The organism is Streptomyces sp. Sge12 (assembly GCF_002080455.1).
Lineage (GTDB): Bacteria > Actinomycetota > Actinomycetes > Streptomycetales > Streptomycetaceae > Streptomyces.
On record NZ_CP020555.1, the window covers coordinates 1,766,731 to 1,786,201 of the forward strand.

12 protein-coding genes are annotated in these 19,471 nt (G+C 75.6%); 4 read left to right on the plus strand and 8 right to left on the minus strand.

Features of this window, described 5'->3' with window-relative positions:
* Position 1 precedes the first annotated feature (1 nt).
* The 6 genes from B6R96_RS07880 to B6R96_RS07905 all read right to left on the minus strand — a co-directional run bounded on the left by B6R96_RS07880 (position 2) and on the right by B6R96_RS07905 (position 6,832).
* Complete coding sequence (locus tag B6R96_RS07880) at positions 2-1,258, minus strand: nucleotide sugar dehydrogenase (protein WP_030388448.1); 1,257 nt, start codon at positions 1,256-1,258, stop codon at positions 2-4.
* The gene (locus tag B6R96_RS07885) at positions 1,258-2,028 is read right to left on the minus strand and encodes a WecB/TagA/CpsF family glycosyltransferase (RefSeq protein WP_030388449.1); all 771 of its coding nucleotides are present in this window, start codon (positions 2,026-2,028) and stop codon (positions 1,258-1,260) included. The genes B6R96_RS07880 and B6R96_RS07885 overlap by 1 nt, the downstream gene beginning before the upstream one ends.
* Positions 2,025-3,194 (minus strand): hypothetical protein, encoded by a 1,170-nt coding sequence (locus B6R96_RS07890; protein ID WP_081522079.1) that lies wholly within the window; start codon positions 3,192-3,194, stop codon positions 2,025-2,027. Before B6R96_RS07890 ends, B6R96_RS07885 begins: the two co-directional genes overlap by 4 nt.
* A 434-nt stretch (positions 3,195-3,628) precedes the next feature.
* Positions 3,629-4,228, minus strand: a complete 600-nt coding sequence (locus B6R96_RS07895; RefSeq protein WP_030388451.1) for an acyltransferase — start codon at positions 4,226-4,228, stop codon at positions 3,629-3,631.
* Between the two features lie 167 nt (positions 4,229-4,395).
* Positions 4,396-5,343, minus strand: a complete 948-nt coding sequence (locus B6R96_RS07900) for an AIR synthase-related protein (RefSeq protein ID WP_237291368.1) — start codon at positions 5,341-5,343, stop codon at positions 4,396-4,398.
* A gap of 133 nt (positions 5,344-5,476) precedes the next feature.
* The gene (locus tag B6R96_RS07905) at positions 5,477-6,832 is read right to left on the minus strand and encodes an MFS transporter (protein WP_081522081.1); all 1,356 of its coding nucleotides are present in this window, start codon (positions 6,830-6,832) and stop codon (positions 5,477-5,479) included.
* A gap of 459 nt (positions 6,833-7,291) precedes the next feature.
* On the opposite strand from B6R96_RS07905, the gene B6R96_RS07910 reads away from it, so the two are divergent.
* The 4 genes from B6R96_RS07910 to B6R96_RS07925 are packed head-to-tail and all read left to right on the plus strand — an operon-like array spanning position 7,292 to position 15,115.
* Complete coding sequence (locus B6R96_RS07910; RefSeq protein WP_081522082.1) at positions 7,292-8,296, plus strand: AfsA-related hotdog domain-containing protein; 1,005 nt, start codon at positions 7,292-7,294, stop codon at positions 8,294-8,296.
* A 5-nt stretch (positions 8,297-8,301) separates the two neighbouring features.
* Positions 8,302-11,022: an AfsR/SARP family transcriptional regulator gene (locus B6R96_RS07915; RefSeq protein ID WP_237291369.1), complete on the plus strand. Its 2,721-nt coding sequence runs from the start codon at positions 8,302-8,304 to the stop codon at positions 11,020-11,022.
* 50 nt (positions 11,023-11,072) lie between these two features.
* Positions 11,073-13,343 (plus strand): ATP-binding protein, encoded by a 2,271-nt coding sequence (locus tag B6R96_RS07920; protein WP_081522084.1) that lies wholly within the window; start codon positions 11,073-11,075, stop codon positions 13,341-13,343.
* Positions 13,334-15,115 (plus strand): AMP-binding protein, encoded by a 1,782-nt coding sequence (locus B6R96_RS07925; RefSeq protein WP_081522085.1) that lies wholly within the window; start codon positions 13,334-13,336, stop codon positions 15,113-15,115. Before B6R96_RS07920 ends, B6R96_RS07925 begins: the two co-directional genes overlap by 10 nt.
* 365 nt (positions 15,116-15,480) lie before the next feature.
* On the opposite strand, the gene B6R96_RS07930 is transcribed toward B6R96_RS07925, so the two are convergent.
* Both B6R96_RS07930 and B6R96_RS07935 read right to left on the minus strand, forming a co-directional pair.
* Positions 15,481-16,431, minus strand: a complete 951-nt coding sequence (locus B6R96_RS07930) for a polyprenyl synthetase family protein (protein ID WP_237291370.1) — start codon at positions 16,429-16,431, stop codon at positions 15,481-15,483.
* A gap of 212 nt (positions 16,432-16,643) precedes the next feature.
* The gene (locus tag B6R96_RS07935) at positions 16,644-19,391 is read right to left on the minus strand and encodes a helix-turn-helix transcriptional regulator (protein WP_237291371.1); all 2,748 of its coding nucleotides are present in this window, start codon (positions 19,389-19,391) and stop codon (positions 16,644-16,646) included.
* Positions 19,392-19,471: the final 80 nt, after the last annotated feature.

A 19,471-nucleotide genomic window follows, 5' to 3' on the forward strand; every position in this document is an offset into this window, starting at 1 on the left:
GTCAGAGCACCTCCACGGTGGGTCCGGAGACCCGGTTGCGGCAGTCGAGGACGAAGGAGGCGTGCTCGGTGACCGACTGGTAGTCGAAGGAGTCGTGGTCGGTGAGCAGGACCACCACGTCGGCGGCCGCCAGTTCCTTGCGGGTCGGCTCGACCCGTACGAGGCGGGCGTCGACCTTGATGCTCTCCACCACGTGGGGGTCGGCCGCGCGGACCTTGGCGCCCATGTCGAGGAGCAGCTGGGCGATGCGGACGGCGGGCGACTCCCGGGCGTCGCCGGTGTTCTTCTTGTAGGCGAGGCCCAGCAGCAGGATCTTGGAGCCGTTGACCGAGCGGCGCTTGGCGTTGAGCGCGTCGATCACGCGCCGCGTCACGTACTCGGGCATGTGGTTGTTGATGTCGTTGGCGAGTTCGACGAAGCGGAAGTTCTGGCCGAGCTCGCGCTGCACCCGCCAGTTGAGGTACGAGGGGTCGATGGGCAGGCAGTGGCCGCCGACGCCCGGGCCGGGGGTGAACTTCATGAAGCCGAAGGGCTTGCTGGAGGCCGCTTCGATGGCCTGCCAGACGTCGATGTCCAGGTGCCGGGCGAACATGGCGATCTCGTTGACGAGGGCGATGTTCACGTGCCGGAAGGTGTTCTCCAGCAGTTTTGCCAGTTCGGCCTCCTTGGGGGAGCGCACCGGCACGGTGGTGTCGACGAGTTCCCCGTAGAAGGCCTCGACGGCCTTCAGGGAGCGGGCGTCGACGCCGGACACCACCTTGGGGGTCTGCTGGAAGCCCCAGACGGTGTTGCCGGGGTCGATCCGCTCGGGGCTGTAGCCGAGGTGGAAGTCGGCGCCCGCGGTGAGCCCGGAGCCGTCCTCCAGGATCGGCGCGAACAGCTCCTCGGTGGTGCCCGGGTAGGTGGTGGACTCCAGGATGACGGTGGCACCGGGGCGCAGGAAGCGGGCCAGTGTGTGCGCCGACTCCTCGATGTAGCGCAGGTCGGGGGCGCCGTCCTGTAAGGGGGTCGGCACGGTGACGACGGCGACGTCGAAGCCGCCGCAGTCCCGGGCCAGTTCGCTGGGGCGGTAGGTGCCGCGCGCCAGTGCGCGGGCCAGCCGTTCGGAGGAGACGTCCTCCACGTACGACTCACCTGCGGCGAGGCTCTTGACCCGCCGGGTGTCCACGTCGTAACCGATCACCTGGTGTCCGACCTCGGCGGCCCGGATGGCCAGCGGCAGTCCGACGTAACCCTGTCCGACGACGACGACGCGCATCAGTAACTCCTGTTCGCGGAAGGGGCGGACGGTGTGCGGTGGATGAGTTCCCGGACCGTCATGACGAGGAAGGCGGCGTTGGTGGTGAGGTAGCGCTTGCCGAGTCGGCGCGGCTCCTGGAGGGTGCGGTAGAACCATTCGAGGCCCATCCGCTGCCAGACCAGGGGGGCCCGCTTGGTGATGCCGGCGAGGATGTCGAAGGAGCCGCCGACGCCGTGGACCACGTGGGCGCCGGTGCGCTTGCCGTAGCCGGCGGTGAAGATCTCCTTCTTGGGCGAGGTCATGCCGAGGAACAGCAGCCGCGCCCGGCTGTCGGCGATGGCGTCGGCGATGGCCTCCTGGTCGCCGTCGCCGAAGTAGCCGTTGCGGCTGCCGGCCACGCGCAGTTTCGGGAAGCGCTCGGAGATCTGCCCGAGCATCATCTCCAGGACGTCCTCCTGGGCGCCGAGCAGGTAGACGGGGATGTCCGCGACCTCCGCGGCGGCCAGCAGCCGCATGAACAGGTCGATTCCGGCGACCCGTTCGGGGAGTTTCACGCCCAGCACCCGGCCGGCCCAGACGACGGCCTGGCCGTCGGCGAGGACCAGGTCGCAGCCGGCGACCGCCTCGGCGAGGAGGGGGTCGCGCCGCATGTTGACCAGCTTGGCCGCGTTGACCATGCCGATCTCGATCTGTTCTCCGCGCCGCACCGCGTCCAGGCAGCGCTGCACGGTCTCGTCCATGGTCAGGGGGTCGAGCGGGACCCCGAAGAGGGTCTGTCGTCGAGTCATCTCCGGGGACCCCCGAGCCAGGCGAAGAGCATCCAGCCGAACTCGTACGGTCGGCACTCGCGGTCCACCGCGCCCGGCCGGAAGATCCGGTCGAGCGGTGCGAGGCGGGCGTGCGGTGCCACCTTGGTGGTGAGCCCGCGGGCGGCCCGGACGGCCTTCTTCGGGTCGCCGCGGTAGACCTTGCGCCAGGTGACGCCGAAGTCCTCGCGGATCATCGGCTCGCGCGGGTTCCCGGTGGGATCGGCGAGTTCGGGCACGTCGGTCATCCAGCGCAGCCCGCGCCGGATCGCCGCGCCGAAGTCCGTTCCGCCGGCCTCGGCGAGGTCGAACAGGGCGGTGGGCGCCATCGCGTGCTGGTGCACGCTGTAGACCGGGTAGCCCTCCACCACGCCGCCCTCGCGGGCGTCGTAGTGCCACCACCACTGTCCGCCGTCGCCCTGGAGCTCGCAGATGCGGGCAGCGCAGGCGTCGGCGGCCGCGAGGGCCTCCGGGTCGCCGCCGCTCGCGTGCAGCCGGGCCAGCGCCTGGAGCGGGTAGGTCTGGTCGGCGAAACAGGCCACGTGGGACCGGTAGCCGGGGACCAGGCCGGGTGCGGTGGCGTGCGGGAAGAGCGGGCTGTCGCCGATCCTCGCCGCGAGCAGCCGCCCGCGGGCCGCCGCGAGGCGGTCCTCGACGTCCAGCACGGCGCGGGCGGCGGTGAGGGCGGACAGCACCCAGGCCGCCTCGACCGTGTACTGCGGCCGGCCGGGCACGTCCAGCGCGGCCACCCGGTCGAGCGCGTCGGACAGTTTGGGATGGCCGGTCTCCGCGGCGGCCCAGGCGATGAGCGCCGCGTCGCCGAGGTTCACCACCCCCGCCAGCCGCTCCACGAGTACGCCCGTGAACTCTTCGGCGGAGCGTCCGCCGAAGAGGGCGCGCTGGCGGTCCTCGGGCAGGAAGCGGGCGCCGAGCGCGGTGATCGCCGCGTACCGGGTGCTCGTTCCCCGCCGTTCCAGGCTGCGGGTGCCGTCGGGCGACACCACTCCCGCCCTGGTGAACACGAAGTTCTCGGCGTCCGGCAGGTACATCGCGGGAAGCCCCGCCTCGGCCAGCGCGAGCAGCCGCTCGGCGAGGGCGTGCAGCGACGGATCCTCGTGAGCAAGTGCTCCTAATCGTGTGGTGGTCATCGGGTCCCCACCCCGAATCCCCTGGTGCTCCCCGCACCCCGTATGTCCGAGCTGTTCGGCTCCAACACACCTACCCCCTCTGATCGTTCTCCTCGGACGGACCTGGCGGTCGTCGCTCCGTGGAGGGGGACTGCGCATGACGGCGCCCGTGCCGGCGGCGATGTCACGCCACCGGCACGAACCGTCCGGAGGCCGGCGTCTGGATCCCCCCAGCGATGCCCCGGACCGGGACACACGTGATCGGCAGTGTCGGCAGGCGTGGTGGATCCACGCCGGACATGCCACTGCCCCCGGTGTCCGCGTCGTACACAACCCCCCACTGAACATGGCCTGTTGCCTGCTCAGATCCCGTGTGCAGAGACACGTTATGCCCGCGGATGTTCGTTGATTGTGGTTTTGAGGAAATGCCGGTGCCCTAAATTGCCGACATTCCGTCAGGTTCGCTCGATGAGCGTCCCGTCCTTCTCGTCGTGCAGCGCTCCGGTGCGCGGGCACTCCCACGTGCCCGGCTCACCCTCGCGCTCCACCAGCTTGACCCCGGCCCGCCCCACCCAGCCGATGCGCCGGGCCGGTACGCCCGCGACGAGCGCGAAGTCCGGCACGTCCCTGGACACCACGGCGCCGGCCGCGACGAGCGCCCAGCGGCCGATGTGCACCCCGGCCACGCACACCGAACGGGCCCCCAGCGAGGCCCCTTCGGCCACGACCACTCCGGCAGCCTCCCAGTCGCCGTCGCGCTTGATCCGGCCCTCGGGGTCGACCGCACGCGGGTAGAAGTCGTTGGTGAGCACGGCCGCGGGGCCTATGAACACGCCGTCGCCCAGTTCCGCGGGCTCGTAGACGAGCGCGTAGTTCTGCAGCTTCACGTGGTCGCCGATCCGCACGCCCGGCCCTACGTACGCCCCGCGCCCCACGATGCAGCCGCGGCCGAGCCGGGCCTCCTCGCGGATCTGCGCCAGATCCCAGATCGTGGTCCCCTCACCGAGTTCGGCGCTCTCGTCGACCTGGGAAGAGGGCTGGATACGGACACTCACGGCGCGGTCCCCTAACGGCTGCGAGGCATGCGGAAGCACAGCTGCACGACGTACGGATGTACGCAGTGCGGGTGTACGGGGCGAGCATATGCGCCGACGGGTCACCGCACCCGCAGATCAACCGAGTGTTCATGCAACGCACTTGACGGGTACGAAGGGCCGGCCGGTCAGAGCAGCCGCTCGGGAACGGAACCGAAGGGCACCGCCCGCGCGCGGAGTTGGCCGTCGTACGCCAGGAACTCCACGTCCCCCACGGGATCGGCGGTGACCGCGCCGACGACCGCGGCCCGGCGCCCGTGCGGGTGGGCGCGCAGCGCCGCCAGCACCCGGCCGGTGCGGTCCGGCGGGACGAACAGGCACAGGCAGCCGGCGCAGGCCGCGTCCAGCGGGGCCAGCCCCCGGGCGCCCAGGGCCACCCGGGCCTCGTGGCGCACGGGCAGGGCCGCCTCGTCCACCCGCAGGGTCAGCCCGCGGCCCGCGGCGCACTGGCGCAGCACCTCGGCCAGGCCCCCCGCGACCACGGTCCGGGCATGGCGCAGATCGGCGCCGACCGTCCGCATCAGGCCCGCCAGGGGTGCGCAGTCGCTGGGCACGTGGTGCTCGTACCCGAGGCCGTCGCGCAGCGAGACGAGGTGCGCGGCGTGGCTGCCCAACGGCCCGGTCACCACGATGCGGTCGCCGGGCCGCACCGTGTGCAGGTCCAGGGGCGGTCCGCCGCCGAGCACCCCGAAGGCGGTCGCGGTGACGAAGACCCGGTCGGCCTCCCCCGCCCGGACGACCTGGGTGTCGACGGCGGCGATCGCGACGCCGGCCTCGGCGGCGGCCGTGCGCACGGAGGCGGTGAGCCTGCGGACGAGCTCCAGCGGGAGACCGGCCTCCAGCACGATGCCGAGGGCGACGTGCCGGGGTTCGGCGCCGGTGACGGCCAGTTCGTTGACGGCGCCGCACACGGCGACGCGCCCGATGTCGCCGTTGCCGAAGAAGGGCGGGTCGACGACGTACGTCCCGGTCCGGACCACGACGGCGCGGTCCGGTACGAGTTCCTCCTCGATCAGGTTCCGTATCCCCGGGCCGAAGCCGACCTGGGCCGCGTCCCACCCCTGTGTGTACGTCACGCCATCCCCCGATGCCCGCGATTCATGATCGTCCCGTCCCATCTTCCCGGGGGTGCGGAGCCCCGCATACCCGTGTCACCCCTGCGGTGACGGATGAGGGGTCGCTAGGGGGCGTCCTGCCGATCGGGCCGGATCAGGGAGCGGGGTCCGGACGGCCGTAGCCGCGCAGCAGGGCGACGGCGATCGCGGTGGCGAGGGCCGGGAGGAGGGCGAAGCCGGCCAGCATGCCGAGTTGCGCGGTCTCCGTCTGCTCGGCGGCGCGGCCGGTTCCGGAGGAGACGTAGCCGCTGAGCTGGAGCACGACCCCGTAGAGGAAGGGGCCGAGGGCGACGCCCAGGCCCTCCCCGGTGGTGAACAGGCCGGACAGGATGCCCGCCCGGCGGCGTTCGGTGCGCAGGGCATCCCGGGCGATGCAGTCCGGCAGCATCGCGTACAGGAAGAGCAGTTGGCCCGCGTGGCCGGTACCGGCGAGGGCCATGACGAGCAGGACCGCCGCCTGGGGCAGCAGCGGCGCGGCGAGGAGGAGCAGGCAGCCGGTGGCGAACAGCGCGGAGGCGTACGCGTAGCCGCGGCGGCCGCGCAGCCGGGACCAGAGCGGGACGGTGAGGAGGTTGGGGGCGACGAAGGCGACCACGAGCGCGCCCACCCCGGCGGAGTCACCCAGTACGTGGTCGGCGAAGTAGGGGGCGCCCGCGAGGAGCACACCGGTGGCGACGGACTGGACGACCACGCAGCGCAGGAGTGCCATGAAGGACGCGTTGCCGCGGGCGGCGGCGAACTGGCGGCGCAGCGCGGGCTCGCTCTCCAGGACGCGGTCGGCGCGGGCGGCGCCGGTGGCCCGGGCGGTTCCGGCGAAGACCCACAGCGCGCCGAGTGCGATGACCACGGCGCCGAACACCCCGACCCAGCGGTGCCCGGCGAGGCCGCCGCCCCCGGCGTCGACGAGGGCGGGCCCGGCGGCGCCGGTGACCAGGGCCGCCACGCCGATGACCGCGACCCGGCCGCCGACCAGGCGCATCCGGTCCTCGTCGCGGTCGGCGAGTTCCGCGGGCATGGCGACGTAGGGCACCTGGAAGAAGGCGAACGCGGTGGCGGTGAGGAGGTATCCGGCCGCCGTGAACCAGGCGCCGGCGCTGCCCGGCAGCGGGCCCGCGAAGGTCAGCGCGAAGGCCAGGGCCATGGCGAGGCCGCCGAGCAGGACGTACGGGCGGCGGGCACCCCAGCGGGTACGGGTGCGGTCGCTGGCCCGGCCCACCAGGGGGTTGAGCACCGCGTCCCAGGCCTTGGGCACGAAGACGATCGCACCCGCGAGCGCGGCGCCCACGCCGAGGGTGTCGGTGAGGTACGGGAGCAGCAGCAGGCCGGGGAGGGTGGTGAAGGTACCGGTGACGAGCGAGCCCGAGGCGTAGCCGAACCGGAGCCGGGCCGACAGCGGTGCCGGCTTCGCGGGTGCGGAGTCCCGCGCGCGGGCGGAACCTGTGGTGACCATCGGGGGCTCCCTGGCGGGATCGGGGCGAGCGGGGGCTTCGAACCTCGGGGGATCGAGAGGTTCGAAGCCCCGCCCGGAGGGTGGGGGCGTCCCGGGGGGCGGGGCCTCGGAATCCACGATCGGCCCCACCGCATGGACGCCACTAAAGCCCCGCGCCGCCGGGCCCGAGCCGGGGCGGCCGCGCCGGGACGGGACGGGGCCGGGCGGCCGCGCCGGGACGGGCCGGGGCCGGGGTCGGGGGCCGCGCCGGGGCGGGGCGGGGGTGGGACGAGTTGCTGCCATGCACCTTGATGACACCGGGGGTGGCTGGCCGGCCGGGTGGGGGCGGACCACCATGGGTCTCCGGAGAAGGAGAGGGACGTGGCATCCCCTCCAGCCGGAGCCCCGGCGGTCCACGCCCGGAGGGCGAGCCGCCGTTCCCTGCCCGCGCCGCAGGGGGGTACCCCACGAAGGAGTCCGATGACAGTCGACAACGGCACGACCTCGACCCCCACCATCCACGGACACGCCACCGCGGGCACCCAGCACCTGATCCACCGTCCGCCCACGCGGGCCTACTACGCCCTCGACGCCCCCAGCCTGGGTGAGGAGAACTTCACCCTCGTCGGCGCGACCCCCGTCACCCACCCGCTCTTCAACGACGGCCCCGGCTACTTCCACGACCTCCAGATCGCGACCGAGACGGTCCGCGAGATCGGCGAGTTCGTCGGGCACCGCTACTTCGGCGTGCCCGACGACCGGCCGGGCCTCTTCTACCGCTTCTCCCTCGACTTCACGGACCTCTCCGCCTGGCGCACCGACGCGGGCGGCTCCCGTCCCGTACCGCTGGCGACCCACATCAGGGCCCGTCCCGCCAACGTGGTGGCCGAGGTGCCGCGCGGGCTCGACTTCCACCTCCAGGTGAACATCGACGGCCGCCCCTGCGCGACGGGCGCGGCCGGACTCGTCTTCCTGATGCCGAGCCTGTACCGCAAGCACGTCGAGCACTCCCGCAAGGCCTTGCAGGCCGCGCCCGAGATCGACGACGCGCCGGACGGGCCGCTGCGTCCGGCCGACTCCGCCGAGGCGGGCCGGTACGCCCCCGAGAACATCGTGATCAGCGAACCGACCGACGTCTCGCGCGGCCGGCTGAGCACCTGGCTGCTGTCCAGCGGGATCTCTCCCGTGTTCAACGGCGGGGACGGCCAGTTCTCCGGACTGCACCTGCTGGAGGCGCTGCGCCAGACCTCGCTGCTCGCCTCGGGCCGCACCCACGGGCTCAACCCGGCGCGGAGCACGCTCGGTGCCTGCCAGGTGCACTTCCGCGGGCCGGCCGAGCGCGATCTGCCGCTGCGCTGCGTCGCGGTGGCCGGGCCGCTGGGCCGTGACGACGAGGGGCGGCCGACCGTCCCGGTCACGCTCACGATGACGCAGCGCCGCCGCGCGGTGGCCGAGGCCCGCACTTCCGTGGTCCAGGACTACTGATCGCCATGCGCTTCGGGATCCTGGGCCCGCTCGAGGTCACCGGCACCGGCGACGACACCGACACCGCCGGCTCCGCCGGCCACGCGGCGTCGTACGCCCCCCAGGCCGCCAAACTGCGGGTCGTGCTCGGGACGCTGCTGGTCCGCGCGAACGAGGTCGTGTCGGTGGAGAGCCTCATCGACGAGCTCTGGCCGGACGCGCCGCCCCGCACCGCGACGACGACCCTCCAGGTGTACGTCTCCCACCTGCGCAAGACCCTCCAGAGCGCGGATCCGCGGCACGGCCGGGAGGCGCTGGTCACCCGCCGCCCGGGCTACCTGCTGCGGGTGGACGCCCGCGCGCTCGACAGCGCCGCCTTCGAGGAGCTGTCCCGCCGCGGCCACCAGGCCCTGCAGGAGCAGGACTTCGCCGCCGCGGCCGACCTCCAGCGGCGGGCTCTCGCGCTGTGGCGGGGACCGGTGCTGTCGGACACCCCGCACGGTCCGGTGCTCGAGGGCGCCGCGGTACGGCTGGCGGAGGCCCGTACCGGCGCACTGGGCGAGCGGATCCGGGCCGAGCTGCACCTCGGGCTGCACCGCGAACTGGTCGCCGAACTCCAGGAGCTGGTCGCCGAGCACCGGATGCACGAGGAGTTCCACACCCACCTGATGGTGGCGCTGTACCGGTGCGGACGGCAGGCCGAGGCCCTGCGGGTGTTCGCGCTGCTGCGGGAGACCCTCGTCGAGGAGCTCGGGATCGAGCCGGGTCCGGCGTCGAGCCGGCTCCACCGGCGCATCCTGGAGGGCGATCCGGCCCTGTCCCGCACGGGTGCGGGAGTCAGGCCCAAAAACACCACAGGCACCGGCACAGGCAGCGGCTCCGGCGGCGGTCCGGTCCACGGCGGTGGGGCCGCCGCGGTCGTCGCCGCGGAGCCCTGGTCCCCCGCGGCCGGCGCGCTGCCCGCCCCCGACCCGTACTTCACCGGCCGTTCGGAGGAACTCACCGAGCTGGAGCGGATGGTGCGCTCCGCTCCGGCCGGCGCCTGCGTGGCCGTCACGGGCCTGCCGGGCAGCGGCCGGACGGCGCTCGCGGTCGAGGTCGCGCACCGGGTCGCGGACGCCTTCCCCGACGGGCGGGTCCACCTGGACCTGCGGGACGACGGCACCGGCCGGCCGCCCACCGCCGCGCAGACCCTCGACCGGGTGGTGCGCGCCCAGCGTGCTCTCCCCGCCTTCGCGGACGGCCGTGCGGCGGACGGCCCCGCGGCGCCCCCGCGGGTCCTGCTGGTGCTGGACGGGGTGACGTCCGAGACCCAGGTGCGGCCCCTGCTGCCCGCCCTGCGGGGCGCCGTGGTGCTGCTCGTCGCGCGCCGTGTGCCCGCCGGGCTCCCCGGGTTGCGGTCGATGCTGCTCGGGCCCTGGCGGCCCGAGGAGTCGCGGCGGCTCGTCGGGCTGTTCGGCGGTCGCGCCGGCACCCCGGGCGGGCACCGCGGCGGGGCTGCGGCCCTCGACCCCGGCCCCGGCCCCGCGAGCGGGACCGATCCCGACACGGTCGCCGACATCGCCGAACTGTGCGGCCGGCTGCCGCTCGCCGTACGCGCCGCCGCGGCCCAGCTCGCGGCCCGGCCGCACTGGACGGCCGGCACGCTGGCGGACCGGCTGCGGGACGAGCGCACCCGCCTCGACGCGCTGCGCACCGGTGACGTGGACGTGCGGGCGCGCCTCCTCGAGGTGTACGAGGCCTGCCCCGAGGACCGGAGGCTGGAGTTCCGGCTGCTGTCCCTGCTGCCGCCCGGCCGGTTCGGTGTCCGGCAGGCCGCGGCCGCGCTGGGCCGGTCCGAGCCGCATGCGTCGGTGGCGCTGGAGGCCCTGGCCGACGAGCGGCTGCTGACGGCGGCCCGGGGCGGCTGGCACCTGCCGGAGCTGCTGCGGCTGCTGGCCGTGGAGCGGCTGGCCCTGGAGGATCCGCCCGAGGTGGCGCGCGCGGCCACGGAACGCGTGTGCCGGGCGTACGCGGACGCCGCGGCGGAGCCGGGTCATCTGTCGGACTCCGGGGCGCGTGGGCTCGTACGGCTGGCGCGCGCCGCGCACGGGGCCGGGCTGTGGGCGCTGACCGTACGGCTGACGGACGCCCTGGCCGGGTGGGTGCCGGACGACGGTGAGGCCACCTACGCGCTGGCCCTGGACGCGGCGCAGCGGTGCGGGGACCGCTCGGCCCGGGCGCGGATGCTGCGCTCGCTGGGTGAACTCGCCTGGCAGTACCGGCGGGTGGAGCGGGCGCACGAGCTGTTCTCGTCCGCCTTGGCCCTCGCCCGGGACACGGACGACGAGGAGGAGGCGGCGCGCGCCCTGGTGGGCCTGGCCGAACTGCGCCTCGATACCGGGGAGTCACTGGAGGCCGCCGCCCTGCTGGAGCATGCGCTCGGCGCGCTGTCGGCGCCCGGCCGTGCGCGCGGCCGGTTCGAGGCGAGCCGTGCGCGGGCGCTGCTCGCGCTGGCCCAGGAGGAGCCGGAGACGGCCCGGGTCTGGTTCGGCGCGTGCCTGGAGCTGGCCGGCGCCCTGCGCGACCAGCGGCTGGAGGTGTACGCGCTGCGCTCGCTGCGCGCGCTGGGGCTGCGGGCGGACACCGGCACGGGCTCCGGCTCCGGCACGGGCTCCGGCTCGGCCTCCGGCCACGGCTCCGTGTCGCGTGCCGTGGAGATCCGCCCGGGTCTCTGGCGGATCCACCCGGCGGGTGTTCCCACATGACCGAGAGACACGAGAGACAGTCCCCGCGATCCCCCCACGGAGGGAACACCATGCCGCAGACCCTCGCCCCGGCGGCCGAGCTCGTCGGCCGGGAGCTCGAAACCGCCCTGCTGCACGAGCGGCTGCGGGACCCCTTGGTGCGCCTGGTGACGGTGACCGGGCGGGCGGGCGTGGGCAAGAGCCGGCTGGCCCTGGAGGCCGTACGGGAGGTCGGCGGGGAGTTCGCCCGGGTCGCGGTGCTCGACGCGACGGCGCCCGGCGGCTGGCCGGCGCCGTCCGAGCTGTCGGAGCCGTCGGAACCGCCCGCGCCATCCCGGTCGCCGCAGCCGTCGCAGCCGTCCGGCCGGATCCTGCTGCTGCTCGACGACTGCGACCACGAGGCGCGCCCGGCCGCGGCCCGGGCCCTGGAGGCGCTCACCGCCGATCCGCGCGTGGTCGTCCTGGCCACGTCCGTGGAACCGCTCGGTGTGTACGGGGAGCTGCTGCTGCCCCTGGCGCCGCTGCCGGTGCCGGGTCCCCGGCGGGGCCCGGCCTCGGCCGCCGCCGATCCGCACGCGTTGCAGGAGGTGGCCTCGGTCGCGCTGTTCGTGCGCCGGGCCCGGGAGGCCGACCCGGCTTTCTCCCTCACCCTGGAGAACGCGGCGGCCGTCGCCGAGATCTGCCGGCTGCTGGGCGGACTGCCGCTCGCCCTGGAACTCGCCGCGCGCCGGCTGCGGCTCTTCCCGCCGCACCTGCTGGCGAGCCGGCTGCGCGGCCGTACGACCATGCTGTCGGGCGGGCCGGCGAACGCGCCCGCGCGGCACCGCTCGCTGGCCGCGCTCGCCGAGTGGAGCTGCCGCGGCCTGGACGGTGCGGACCGCGAACTGCTGGGTCAACTCTCGGTGTACGAGCCCGGTTTCGGCCTGTGGGCGGCGGGCCTGTCGGCCGAAGCCGCCGTCGAGACGCTGCTGGACCGGGGGCTGCTGGCCGTGGTGGGCGAGGAGCAGGGGGAGCTGCGCCTCGCCGTGCCCGAGCCCGTACGGTCCTACGCGCGCGCGGAGCTGGCGGGCTCGGGCGGCGAGGCCGCGGCACTGGATGCGCACGCGGAGCGCTACCGGTCGCTGGTGAGCGGGGCGCAGCCGGGCCTGCGGGGCACCGAACAGGCGCGCGTGCTGCGGGAGCTGGCGGCCGAGGGTGCGAACGTGATCGCCGCCCTGCGGCGGCTGCGCGAGCGCGGCGACGGCGAGGCGGCCGCCGCCGTGGTGCTCGGCTGCCGGCTCCCGTGGCTGGCGCAGGGACGGCTCAGGGAGGGCCTGGAGTGGTGCGACCACACCGCCGAGGCGGGCGGGGCGGCGCTGCCGGAGGTCGTGCGGGCCCGGCTCGCCGACCTGTCCGGTGTCTTCGCGCTGGCGCTGGGTGATCCGCAGGAGGCGGTACGCCGCCACCGGCACGCGCTGGCCCTGGGCAAGAACGTCGGCGACCGGCGGCAGAACGCGCTGGTCTCCGCCCGTCTGGGGGCGGCCCTGCTGGAATCCGGTGATCCGGCGGGCGCGCGGGCCGTCCTGGTGACCGCGCTGAGCGCGCTGGAGTCGATGGGCGTCACCGGGGGCGCGGCCTCGGCGGCGGCCTCGCTCGCCGCCGCCCTGCGCGCCGACGGCGACCGGCGCAGGGCGCTGGAGACCCTGGACCGGGCGGTGGAGGCGTTCCGGCGGATCCGGGACGGCCGGGGCCTTGCGGGTGCCCTGCGGACGGTGGCCGCGCTGGCCCTGGAGGGGGACGAGCCGGAGCGGGCGGACCGGGCGCTGCGGGAGAGCCTGCGGCTGTACGGGGCTGTCGGCGAGCGGACCGAACTGCCGGGGCTGCTCGAGGAGTTCGCCCTGCTGCTGATGCGCACCGCGCCCGCGCAGCGGCCGCGCACGGTGCGGCTGCTGGCGGCGGCCGACACCCTGCGCGCCGAGACGGGCACCGAGGTGGCGGACGAGTGGCGGTCGGCGGCCGAGCGGGCCCGTACGGAGCTCAGCGCCCGCATGGACTGGACCGACTTCGCCGTGGCCTGGGCGGAGGGCGTACGGATGGCGGTGCCCGAGGCGGTGGCGGAGGCCCTGTCGGCGCCGGCGCCCTCGCACCGCCCGTCGGCCGCGCCGGCCCCCGAGGACCGGTCGCTCACTCCGCGGCAGGTACAGGTGGCCCTGCTGGTCTCCGAAGGCATGACGAATCGTCAGATCGCGGCCAAGCTGGACATATCCGAGTGGACCGTGGTCAACCACGTGCGCCAGGTGATGCGCCGCCTCGGGTGCTCCTCGCGCGTCCAGGTCGCCGGGGCGGTCGGCAGATGGGCCTGACGGACTCCGCCGGGCCCGGTACGGCGGGCCGCTCCGGCCGTACGCCGTACCGTCCGCTGGACCTGGCGCCGCCCGCCGAGGTCACCGACCGGTTCCGGGCGGCCGGCTGGTGGCGCCCGGAGACCTTCCTCGACGACCTGTACCGTACGGCCGCCCGCGCGCCCGAGCGTCCCGCCATCGTCGCGGACCGCGCCCACCTGCCCGCCGGCCGGCGCCGGATCACGGTCGGCTACGCCCAGCTCGCCACCTACGTCGACCGGTTCGCCGGGGCCCTGCGCGCGCTCGGGGTCGCGCCGGGCGATCCGGTCGCGTACCAGCTGCCGAACTGGTGGGAGACCGTGGCGCTCACCCTCGCGTGCCTGCGGGCCGGCGCGGTCGCGGTCCCGGTGCTGCCGACCGTACGGTCCCACGGCCTGCACCGGATCCTCGACGGCACCCGGGCCCGGATCTGCGTGGTGCCCGACGTCTGGGAGGGCTTCGCCCACGCCGAGGCCCTCGCGGAACTCGCCGAACGGCTGCCGTGGCTGCGCCACCGGGTCGTCCTCGGCGACGCGGCGGCGACCGGAGCGGTGGACTTCGCCGCCCACTTCCAGCACACGGCGCACGAGCGCACCGAGGCGGGGCTGCGCAGCAGGCCGCGCGGCGGGCAGGCCGACCGTCCTGCCCTGCTGATCAGCGTCATGGGGTTGCGGGACGCCTACACCTCGGTGCTGCACTCCCCCAACACCCTGTACGCCAACGTCTCGACCCAGAGCGGCCCCGACGGCCCGGGGCGGCGGGAGGGCGAGGTCTTCCTCAGCACCCTGCCGCTCACCTCCCTCGCCTCGCTGATCTACACCGTCTGCTGGCCGCTGGCGGTCGGCGGGACCGGGGTCCACCAGGACGTGTGGGACCCCGGCCGGTGCCTGGACCTGATCGCGGAGACCGGGGTCGACCAGGTGTACGCGGAGCCCGCCTACCTCGCCGAGCTGGCCACGGCGCAGCGCCGCCGGCCCCGGGACGCGGAGCGGCTGCGGCTGGTGCTGTCGGGGGGCCGCACCAGCACGCCGGCGCCGCTGGCCGCCGAGCTCCGCGCGGTGTTCGGCGTGCCCGTGCTCTCCGTCTGGGGGGCGCCCGAGGTGGGCATGGGCGCGCTCTCCGGGGACACCCCGCAGGGCGGTGACGGCGTCCGCCCGCTGCGCGGGCTGGAGGTGTCCGCGCAGAACGCGACGTCGGCGCTCGAGGTGCGCGGCCCGTCGGTGTGCCTGGCCACCTGGCAGCACGGCGCCCCCGCACCGAGGGCCACCTGGGAGCACGGGGACGGCTGGCTCGACACGGGTGACGTGGCCGCCGCCGACCTGCACGGCGGGATCCGGGTCCTGGCCAGGGCCGGGACCCGCACGGGTGCCATCTTCATGGTGCCCGTGTCCGAGGTGGAGGACCGGCTGCTGGCCCATCCCCGGGTGCGGGAGGCGGCGGTCGTCGCCTACACCGACCCCGAGCACGGGGAACTGCCCTGCGCCGTCGTGGTGCCGACCGCCCGGGACCGGCCGCCGGGCCCGGCGGAGCTGCGCGAGCACCTGATCGCACTGGGGACCGCGGAGGCCTTCCTGCCGACGCGGCTGGAGATCGTGGGCGCGCTGCCGCGCGACGACGGCGGCCGGCTCCGCCGCGGCGCGCTGCGCAGCTGGCTGGCCCGCCTGCGCCCCGGGGCCCCGCGGCCCGCCCCGGACCGGCCGCAGCCGTTTGTCCGGGCGGACAGGACCGAAGAGCCCCCGCAGGACGCCCCCTAGCGACTGCCCTGCCGGATCACGCCGGGCCCCCGCGTCCCGGCACCGCGCCTGATCCGGCCCGATCGGCAAAGCGCCCCTGGGGGCGTCTCTTTCGGGTCCTGTCGGCCGAGCCCGCGGCGTCCCGTGCCGTGCCCGACCACGCGGCCGGGTGCGGGCCGGGCAGCGTGGGCCCGGCGGGATCCGGAAGGCGGCCTGGGCCGTCTGTTCCGGATCTTGTCGGGCCCGGCCCGCCCGGCACGGCACCTCGCCGCGTTGTCGGGGCGCCCCTCCGCCTTGCGATGCTTCCCCTCGGCCCTGGCGGGCCTGGGGAGACCCCATGGCACCGGACGACCCGGGCTCACCCGACAAGACCCGAAAGAGGCGGTCTAGCCGGCGATCTCGCGGGCCAGGGCGCCGAGTTCGGTGCGCCAGGCGGGGGCGATCGGGGCCGCAGCCACGGCCTCGTCCGCGCGGACCACGAGCCCCGCGATCGTCTCCTCGGCGCGTTCGCGCGCCTGCCCGTCGAAGAACACGTCGCGCAGGAACTGCGCGTCGCCGTCGAAGCCCGGGCCGCCGCTGAGGAAGCCGCGGATGCGCCAGGCGGCGTGCACGGCCCGGGCATACTCCTCGTAGGCCTCGCCCAGGTCCTCGCGCCCCGCGAGCGCGGCGCCGATCAGCAGGGAGTGGCGCAGCCCGTACCAGCCCGCGCCGCAGCCGCTGCCGCAGCCCTCCAGGCACTGGCCCGGCCAGGCGTCGTCGAGGTACTCGGTGGCGGCGGCGGCCTCCAGGTGCGAGCCGATCGCCCGCTCCACGCGCAGGTCGTCCCAGAGCTGCCGGGCCCCGTGGGGCAGCCGGCCGGCCAGCCGGTCCCCGTAGGCCAGGGCGAGATCCCCCGCGAGTACGGCGGTGCCCTCCCCGAAGCGGCGCGGTTCGCCCCGCCAGCCGTTGCGCTCGTGCTCGGCGGCGTGGCTGATGTGGAGGGTCGGGATGCCCCGGCGCAGCGGCGCGTTGTCCCGTACGTCCGCGCGGATCACCAGGCAGGTGTCGAGCAGTTCGAGTGCGGCGGCCGCGGCCACGGCGTCCTCGCCGGCCGGGTCGCCGCCCGCGGCGAGGTACCCGGTGACGGATATCGCCGGGCGGGCCCGTTCGCCGCCGGCCTGGACCAGCTCGGCCAGGCCCATCACCAGGACGGCGCTGCGCGGGTCCGACGTACGCCGGTTGCGGTGTTCCTGCGCGAACAGCCGGGCCAGTCGCTCCTCGACCCGGTCGAGCATGGCGTCGCGCACCTGTCCGGGCGTCGCGGTCCGCCACGGCTGGTCGTGTGTCGGTGTGGTCATGGTGCCCTCCCTGCGGGCTGCGTCCTCATGACCGACTTTCCCGGACGCGGCGCGCGGAAGCCACCCGGATCGCGTTCGGGGGCCGAATCCGGCGGAAAGCCGTGCCCGGCATGCCAGTTGTCTGCCGTCCGGTCAGGCCGCGGACCCCGCTTGCCATGACCTTGCCATGCCCCTGCCCGCCCTCACGGTCCCGCCCGCACGCCCCCGCGGCCTCAGGCCGGTTCGGGCACCCCCGGGTGCAGGTCGACCGGGAGCCCCTGCCGGCCGGGGATGTTCAGCTTCCGGTAGACACGTGTCAGGTGCTGCTCCACCGTGCTCACGGTGATGTAGAGCTTCCTGGCGATCTCACGGTTGGTATCGCCGTGCACCGCGAGCAGTGCCACCCGCCGCTCCGACTCGCTGAGGCTCGCCACCAGTCCGGCGTCCGGGGCGTCCGCCGTGTCGACCGCGGCGGCGCCCTCGCCGGTGTGCCCGGGCAGGATGCGCTCGCACAGCGCCTTGGCCCCGCACTCCCCGGCCAGGTGCCAGGCCCGGCGTTCGACCATGGCCGCCCGGGCCGGCTCGCCGACCTCGCGCAGCACCTGCCCGAAGTCGGCCATCGCGCGCGCCAGTTCGTACCGGTCCCCCGAGCGCTGCAGTTCGTCGACGGCCCTGGACAGCATCGCCTGCCGCTCCTTCGGCTCCCGCAGCGAAGCCCGCAGGCGCAGCGTCGTGCCGCGCACCCAGGGGTCGGCGGCGTCACGCGTGGTGAGCTGGTCCGCGAGGAACCGCTCCGCCTGGTGTGCCTCGCCGAGCCGCAGCAGGGCCTCGGCCGCGTCCGTGCGCCAGGGCAGGACCCGTGGCCGGTCCAGGCCCCAGCGCTTCATGTGGCGGCCGATGTCCAGGAAGTCGCCGAGGGCGGCGTGGAAGCGGCTGGTCGCCAGCGCGTGGTGACCCCGTGCACGCAGGTGGGCGAGCCCGTGGACGCTCCGCGCCGCCCCCGCGGGAACGGGCCGGGCCAGCACGGCCCCCGCCTCCTCCAGCCGGCCCATGGCCAGCAGGGCCCGGACCCGGGTGGCCGCGACCGCACCCAGCAGGACGCCGCCACCGGGTGCCGGCGCCGCCGACAACACCTCCGCGGCGGTTTCCGCCGCCCCGGCCAGGTCACCCAGCCGCAGCCGCGCCTCGGCGAGCAGCCCCCCGAACACGGCCTGCCAGCCGGCCGCTTCGCGCAGCGCGGCCCGGTGGGCGAACTCCTCGCACCAGGGCAGCGCGCGGCCCGCACCGTCCAGGTGCAGCAGGGTGCGCAGTGCCTGGGCCACCGGCTCGACCGTGCCCTCGGCGAGGGTGGCGCCCCGGAGGAACAACTCGGCGGAACGGGCGGCCGTGCTCTCCTCCGGCTCCACCGGCAGGGCCCACAGGGCCGCCGGGTGGACGGCGGTCCTGGGCAGTCGGGCGGGCGGGGCGGCGGGCGCGTCGGCCGGTGCGCCGGCGCGGGCGGACACCGCCCACCGGGGGAACGCCGAGAGGCCGTCCAGCGGGTCCTCCCCGCGACCGCTGCCGGGGCGTACGTCCGCGGCCGCCAGCCGCTCCAGTACCTCGACGGACTCGTCGATACGGCCCTGGGCGGCCAGCGTCCGGGCCAGCGGGCCGAGGGCGGCCGGGCCGAGCAGTCCGGCGCCCGCGGCGGCCAGCGGGGCCGCGAGGTGGTGCTCGGCCGCGGCCGGGTCCGTGCGCCCCGCGACGGCGGCGAGCCTGATGCCCACCTCGGCGCGCAGTGCGTCGTCCGGGCAGGCACCGTGAGCGAGCCGCAGGAGGGCCTCGGCCCGGTCGGGGCGGCCCTGCGCGAGGTGCTGGTCGGCGGCGGAGCGCAGGACCGGGAGGGCCCATTCCTCCCCGGTGTGCCGTGCGGCGAGGAGCTGCCCGGCGACCGCGGTGTCGGGCGCCCCGGAGGCGCGGGCCAGCAGGGCGGCCTCCCGGTGCAGGGCCGCTCGGCCGGCCGGGTCGAGCCGGTCGAGTACGGCGGCCCGTGCGGCCGGGTGGCGCAGCCCCCGCCGGCCCGTGGGGGCGAGCAGTCCGGCGGCGGCGAGCGCCTCGAGGGCCCGGTCGGCGGCGGCTTCGGTGGCGCCGCTCAGCCGTGCCAGGTGCGCGGGTGTCGCCAGGTCGTCCAGTACGGCGATCGCCGCGGCCAGTTCGTCGGTGGCGGGCCCGCAGCGGTGCAGGCAGGCGAGGACGGCCTGGGCGTAGGCCTCGCCGGGGCGGGCCTGCGGGTCCTGGAGCAGGGCCCGCAGGAGCAGCGGGTTTCCGCCGGTGGCCTCGTACAGCCGGTCGGCCTCTGCCACTGCCCCGGCCGCCGCCCCGGATTCGGCCCCGGATTCGGCCTCGGCCGCCGCCTCGCTGTCGGTGGCGTCGGGCAGCATCGCGCGGACGGCCTCGGGGCCGAGCCGCGTCAGGCGCAGCGGCACGAAGTGGGGCAGGCGCAGCAGTTCGGTGCGCAGCAGCGGGTCCGCGCCGCGGTCGTGCGCGGATCCGGCGAGCACGAGCAGGACCCTGGACCGGCGGGTGCCGCGCGCGAGGTGGAGGAGGTAGCGGCTGGAGAGCTCGTCGACGTGGTGCAGGTCGTCGACGCAGATCACCACCGGCACGGAGGTGCTGAGCTCACGGACGGCCGCGGCGAAGGCCCGCATGGAGCCGACCCGTTCGGCCGTCCCCGGTGCGGACGGCGGGGGCAGTGCCCCCGCCGGGGCGTCCGCGGTCAGTTGGCCCAGGACGGCCAGCGGGTGACCGCGTTCGGCCGGGGTTCCGGCGGCGCGCAGGACGAGGGCGCCGCGCCTCTCGGCCTCTTCGGCGGCCGTTTCCAGGAATTCGCTCTTTCCGCAGCCGACAGCGCCCTCGACGAGGACGAGTGCGGAATTGCCTTCCGCACAGCAGCCGTCGAGCAGTGCGGAAAGCAGAGAATGTTCCTCGGCACGGCGGAACAACACCATAAGAGTCCCCCAGTGTCCCTCTTCCGCATTCCGTGCATTCGAAAGGAGAATTGCACATACGGAAGAGGGGTGTT